This window comes from Sphingomonas sp. FUKUSWIS1 (genome assembly GCF_000733135.1).
GTDB classification, from domain to species: Bacteria; Pseudomonadota; Alphaproteobacteria; order Sphingomonadales; family Sphingomonadaceae; genus Sphingomonas; species Sphingomonas aerolata.
This window is the reverse complement of the sequence record NZ_JPJC01000252.1, coordinates 1-5230: the sequence shown is the minus strand read 5'-3', so window position 1 is coordinate 5230 and position 5230 is coordinate 1. Positions and strand designations below refer to the sequence as shown.

General features: G+C 65.9%; 6 protein-coding genes. 4 read left to right on the top strand and 2 right to left on the bottom strand.

Annotation, left to right across the window (positions count from 1 at the left end):
* Positions 1-97 precede the first annotated feature (97 nt).
* The gene (dnaJ, locus tag sphsw_RS15990; protein WP_031441498.1) at positions 98-1234 is read left to right on the top strand and encodes a molecular chaperone DnaJ; all 1137 of its coding nucleotides are present in this window, start codon (positions 98-100) and stop codon (positions 1232-1234) included.
* 35 nt (positions 1235-1269) lie between these two features.
* The gene (locus tag sphsw_RS15985) at positions 1270-1737 is read left to right on the top strand and encodes a hypothetical protein (protein ID WP_031441497.1); all 468 of its coding nucleotides are present in this window, start codon (positions 1270-1272) and stop codon (positions 1735-1737) included.
* 391 nt (positions 1738-2128) lie between these two features.
* Here sphsw_RS15985 and purB read toward each other — a convergent pair whose 3' ends face one another.
* On the bottom strand, positions 2129-3427 hold the full coding sequence (gene purB / locus sphsw_RS15980) for an adenylosuccinate lyase (RefSeq protein WP_031441496.1): 1299 nt from the start codon (positions 3425-3427) through the stop codon (positions 2129-2131).
* 234 nt (positions 3428-3661) lie between these two features.
* Here purB and sphsw_RS15975 point away from each other — a divergent pair, with 234 nt between their 5' ends.
* Positions 3662-4099 carry a hypothetical protein gene (locus tag sphsw_RS15975; protein ID WP_031394654.1) on the top strand — a complete coding sequence of 146 codons (438 nt, stop codon included), beginning with the start codon at positions 3662-3664 and terminating at the stop codon, positions 4097-4099.
* Positions 4100-4175: 76 nt separating this feature from the next.
* Here sphsw_RS15975 and radC read toward each other — a convergent pair whose 3' ends face one another.
* Positions 4176-4868 carry a RadC family protein gene (gene radC, locus sphsw_RS15970; protein WP_031441495.1) on the bottom strand — a complete coding sequence of 231 codons (693 nt, stop codon included), beginning with the start codon at positions 4866-4868 and terminating at the stop codon, positions 4176-4178.
* Between the two features lie 173 nt (positions 4869-5041).
* On the opposite strand from radC, the gene sphsw_RS15965 reads away from it, so the two are divergent.
* The coding region (locus tag sphsw_RS15965) for an intermembrane phospholipid transport protein YdbH family protein (RefSeq protein ID WP_042467545.1) at positions 5042-5230 on the top strand (189 nt) is incomplete at its 3' end.

The window sequence follows — 5230 nt, the reverse complement described above, 5'->3', positions numbered from 1 at the left end:
GAGAGGGCCGGGGTGAGGGGCAGTTCCGCGCGCTGTCGTCCGGAACGGCCCCTCACCCAACCCTCTCCCCGGAGGGGAGAGGGCTAAGAGGGCCGTTATGAGTACCCAGACAGACTATTACGAACTGCTCGAAATCGAGCGGACCGCGGATGCGGGGACGATCAAGTCGTCCTACCGCAAGCTCGCGATGAAATATCACCCGGACAAGAATGCCGGTTGCAAGGATTCGGAGGCCCAGTTCAAGGCGGTCAGCGAGGCGTATGACTGCCTCAAGGATCCCCAGAAGCGTGCGGCCTATGATCGCTTCGGCCATGCCGCGTTCCAGAATGGCGGCGGCGGCGATCATGGCGGCGGCGCGCAGGATTTCGGCGGCTTCAGCGACATTTTCGAGAGCGTTTTCGGCGAATTCATGGGCGGCGCGCAGCGCGGCGGCGGTGGCCGATCGTCGGCACGTCGCGGCGCGGATTTGCGGTACGACATGGAAGTCAGCTTGGAAGAGGCGTTCCACGGCAAGGCGACCGAGATCACCGTCGACGTCTCGGCCGTGTGCGACACGTGCGACGGGTCGGGCGCTAAGGCCGGTACGCGTGCCAAGACCTGCCAGCATTGCGGCGGTCACGGCAAGGTCCGCGCACAGCAGGGCTTCTTTGTGGTTGAGCGCGCCTGCCCGGTCTGCAACGGCGCGGGTCAGGTGATCGCCGATCCATGCCCCGATTGCCGCGGCGAGGGCCGGGTCGAGAAGACCAAGACGCTCAGCATCAACGTGCCGCCCGGTGTCGATGAAGGCACGCGGATCCGGATGACGGGCGAGGGCGAGGCCGGCGCGCGCGGTGCACCGGCGGGCGATCTCTATATCTTCCTCCACGTCACCAAGCATAATCTGTTCGAGCGCGAGGGTACGACGCTGTTCGCGCGCGCACCGATCAGCTTCACGGTCGCGGCACTCGGCGGATCGCTGTCGATCCCCGGCCTCGACGGGCGCACGCACGAAGTGAAGATCCCGGCGGGTATCCAGTCGGGCAAGCAGCTGCGTCAGCGCGGTGCCGGCATGCCGGTATTGCAGGGCCGCGGTCATGGCGATCTGGTCGTGCAGATCGACGTCGAGACCCCGACCCGCCTGTCGAACCGGCAGAAGGAACTGCTCGAAATGTTCCGCGAGACCGAGACCGGCGACGAATGCCCCGACAGCCAAGGGTTCTTCGCCAAGCTGAAGGGCGTCTTCGCCGCGGAATAGGCCGCGCTGCTTGGCGCGCGTGACAGGGGGATAGTGTGGCGGCAATCGGTGTGACGTTTCTCGCTTGCTGGCTGCTGGTGCTCGCGGTGCCCACGATCCCCCTGTCTCGGTTCCTCCGCATGCTTTTGGTCGAGGCGCCGGTCAGGCGGGTGGCGCGGCTGACGCGCGGCGACGTCGCGGTCGGTCTGGTGCTGATTGCGGCAGCGTGCGTCATGATGTTCGCCGATGACGGCGACAGGGTCCGGGTTACCATGATGGGCGCGCCCGACATCGCGATCTGGCTGACATCGTTCGAAGTGTCGGCGTATCTGGACGTAGCGATTGGGTTGATCGGCGGGGTGTCGAGCCTGCGGATCCGGGGTTTGCCGGCTAGGCTGGCGGCGGTTCTACGACGTGGGCGGCCGGTGGGTGCAAACCGCCGTGCGATACGCGTGCGCAAACCCGACGCACCTAGTGGTGCCAACGACGATGATAATCGACGGGGTGTATCGCTAGCAGCCTGAAGGCGGGAGCCTGCGACCCTAGCCGCGCCCCTCCTTGGAGGGGCGGGCGGGCCGATGGATCAGAGGGTGGAAATGACCACCCCGACCACCAGCGCTTGAGCCGCGATCGCCAGCATCGAGCTGGTCACGGTTTCGAACATGCGCATGGGTAGGTCTCCGATGCCGGAGTAATATCCGGCATCGGTGATATGGCGATAGTTGCGGGATGTCGCAATTTTGTAACATGAAATCGTAATTGCGTTGCGTGCATTTTGGAGGTGGTCCGCAGCATCCCCTCATCCACCCACCGTCATCCTGACGAACGTCAGGACCCAGAGTACCAGTCGCTACCCTGCGTGGCTCTGGGTCCTGACGTTCGTCAGGATGACGGGTGGGGGCTAATGCCGTGCCGTTACGCCGCGCCGAACACCCGGGCGAAGATCGTGTCGACGTGCTTCAGGTGATAGCCAAGGTCGAACTTGTCCTCGAGCTCGGCATCGCTCAGCGTCACTTCGGGATCGGCCTTGAGCAGGTCGAGCAGCGAAAGTGCGCCGTCCGAATCCCACACCTTCATCGCGTTGCGCTGGACGAGGCGATAGGCGTCCTCGCGGCTCACCCCGGCCTGGGTCAGCGCGAGGAGGACGCGCTGCGAATGGACGAGTCCGCCCATCTTGTTGAGGTTCTTCTCCATTCGTGCCGGATAGACGACGAGCTTGTCCATCACCCCGGTCAGTCGCGCGAGCGCGAAGTCGAGCGTGATCGTCGCGTCGGGCCCGATGTACCGCTCGACCGACGAGTGCGAGATGTCGCGCTCATGCCACAGCGCGACATTCTCGAGCGCGGGGGTGACATAGCCGCGGACCATGCGCGCGAGGCCGGTCAGGTTCTCGGTCAGGACCGGGTTGCGCTTGTGCGGCATCGCCGAGGAGCCCTTCTGGCCGGGCGAGAAATATTCCTCCGCCTCGAGCACTTCGGTGCGCTGGAGATGGCGGATCTCGGTCGCGAGCCGCTCGATCGAGCTGGCGATCACGCCGAGTGTCGCGAAGAACATCGCATGGCGATCGCGCGGGATGACCTGGGTCGAGACGGGCTCGACCGACAGCCCGAGCTTGCCCGCGACATAGTCCTCGACGAACGGGTCGATGTTGGCGAACGTGCCGACCGCGCCCGAGATCGCACAGGTCGCGACGTCGGCGCGCGCCGCCACCAGCCGTGCGCGATTACGCGCGAACTCGGCATGCGCCTGCGCCATTTTGAGGCCGAAGGTAACGGGCTCGGCATGGATGCCGTGGCTGCGGCCGATCGTCGGTGTCATCTTGTGCTCGCGCGCGCGGCGTTCGAGCACGACCAGCAGCGCGTCGAGGTCGGCGATCAGGATGTCGCTCGCCTTGGCGAGCTGGACCGCGAGGCAGGTGTCGAGCACGTCAGACGAGGTCATGCCCTGGTGCATGAAGCGCGCCTCGGGGCCGACATGCTCGGCGACGTTGGTCAGGAAAGCGATGACGTCATGCTTGGTCTCGCGCTCGATCTCGTCGATCCGGTCGACCTCGAACGCGCCCTTTTCCCAGATCGCGGCCGCGGCCTCTTTCGGCACGACGCCGAGTTCGGCGAGCGCGTCGGTGGCGTGCGCCTCGATTTCGAACCAGATCTTGAAGCGCGCTTCGGGCGTCCAGATCGCGACCATGTCGGGGCGGGAATAGCGGGGGACCATCGGGATTTCCTGTGGCTGGGGAGAGGGGGCGCGACGCGCGCCCCGGCGGGACCCACGGCGGCGATCGCTCGCGCGGTAGCAGGCCGGACGGCAAGGTTCAAATCCAGCCCCGGGGCGATCGGGCGAGGCCAACGGAACCCTGCGCGGCAGTCATGCATTGTTGTCGCCTACTATCCGAACGAACGACCTTCGCGATTGGAAAGTCGCCACCTAGGTCGCAGCAGGAGAGAAGACATGCTGAAATTTACTCTACTTATCGGTGCGATTGCGCTTGCGACGCCGACATCGGCTCAGACCATGCCCGGCGGGGCGCCCAACTCACCGGCGCAGCCCATGGCGCAGACGGAATCTTCGCTGCAGTCGCCGTCATCTTCGACGATGCAGGGCAATCCTGCGGGAGCGACTGCGCAGCAGCCGGTGACGGGGGCGCAGGTGGCGCAGGTCGTCGATGCGGAATTTCCGGGATATGACAAGAATGGCGACAATCTGCTGAGCACGTCCGAATTTGGCGCCTGGATGGTCGCCTTAAAGACGCAGTCGGACCCGACCACGGTCGCGGCCGCGCCCGAGACGCGCAAATGGGTCGACGGCGCATTCGCGCAGGCGGATGCCGACAAAAACAAGATGCTGACCAAGACCGAGCTGACCAGGTTCCTGACCCAAGCCGGGTGAACCAAACGCGCGGGAGGATCCTCGCGACATCAAGGCCGCCGGCTGACCCCGGCGGCCTTTTTGCGTCACGCGCTCCTTAAATCAGCCCTTGCGCGCGAAGGCTTACATGGCCGGCAGTGCCGATGACGATGTGGTCGTGTACGGCGACTCCCAGCCGCTTGCCCGCCTCCGCGATCGTGCGGGTGATCTCGATGTCCGCGCGACTGGGGGAGGGGTCGCCGCTGGGATGATTGTGGACGAGGATGATCGAGGCCGAGCCGAGATCGATCGCGCGGCGGATCACCTCGCGGACATAGACCGCGGCCTGGTCGATCGAACCCTCGCTCATCACCTCGTCGCGGATCAGCATGTTACGCGTGTTGAGATGCAGCACGCGGAACCGTTCGATGACGTGGTGCGCCATGTCCGCGCGCAGATAGTCGAGCAGCGCCTGCCAGTTGGCGAGCACCGGCCGCTCGCCGACGCGCGCCTGCAACAGGCGAAGCGCGGCGGCGTGCGCGATCTTGACCGCGGCGGTCGAAATCTCGCCCATGCCATCGACCCGCGCGAGCGCCGCCGGATCGGCGGTCAGAACCCCGCCGATGCCCCCGAATTCGCGCATAAGGGCCTTGGCGAGCGCCTTGGTGTCGGCACGGGGAATCGCGACGGCGAGGAGATATTCGATCAGCTCGTGATCGAGCAGCGCCTCGCCACCGCCCTCGAACAGCCGCTTGCGCAGCCGCGCCCGGTGTCCCTTGCGCTCGTCGACTATATCGTCTGCCCCCGCCATGGCCGGATGCTAGCACATCCAGCCGCAATTGCATGACGCCCCCGCTACCGCCTATGCAGGCCGGGAAAGCGTGACGGAGTAAGCGGTTGACGGAGACGAGCGAGACAGGGCCCGACCCTCGCCGTCACGCGCCGGCTCGCCGTCGCGGCGGGCTCGCGCGGATTCAGCGAATCGTGCTGGTCGTAGCGCTCCTCCTGCTCGCCCTGCTCATCGGAGTCTGGGTACTCCGGAAGCAGATCGCTACGGGCTTCATCGATCGCGAACTCGCGCGTGCCGAGGTGCCTGCGCGCTACGAGATCGCCGATCTGGCGCTTGGCGGGCAAAGGCTGACCAATGTCGTGCTCGGCGATCCGGCCGATCCC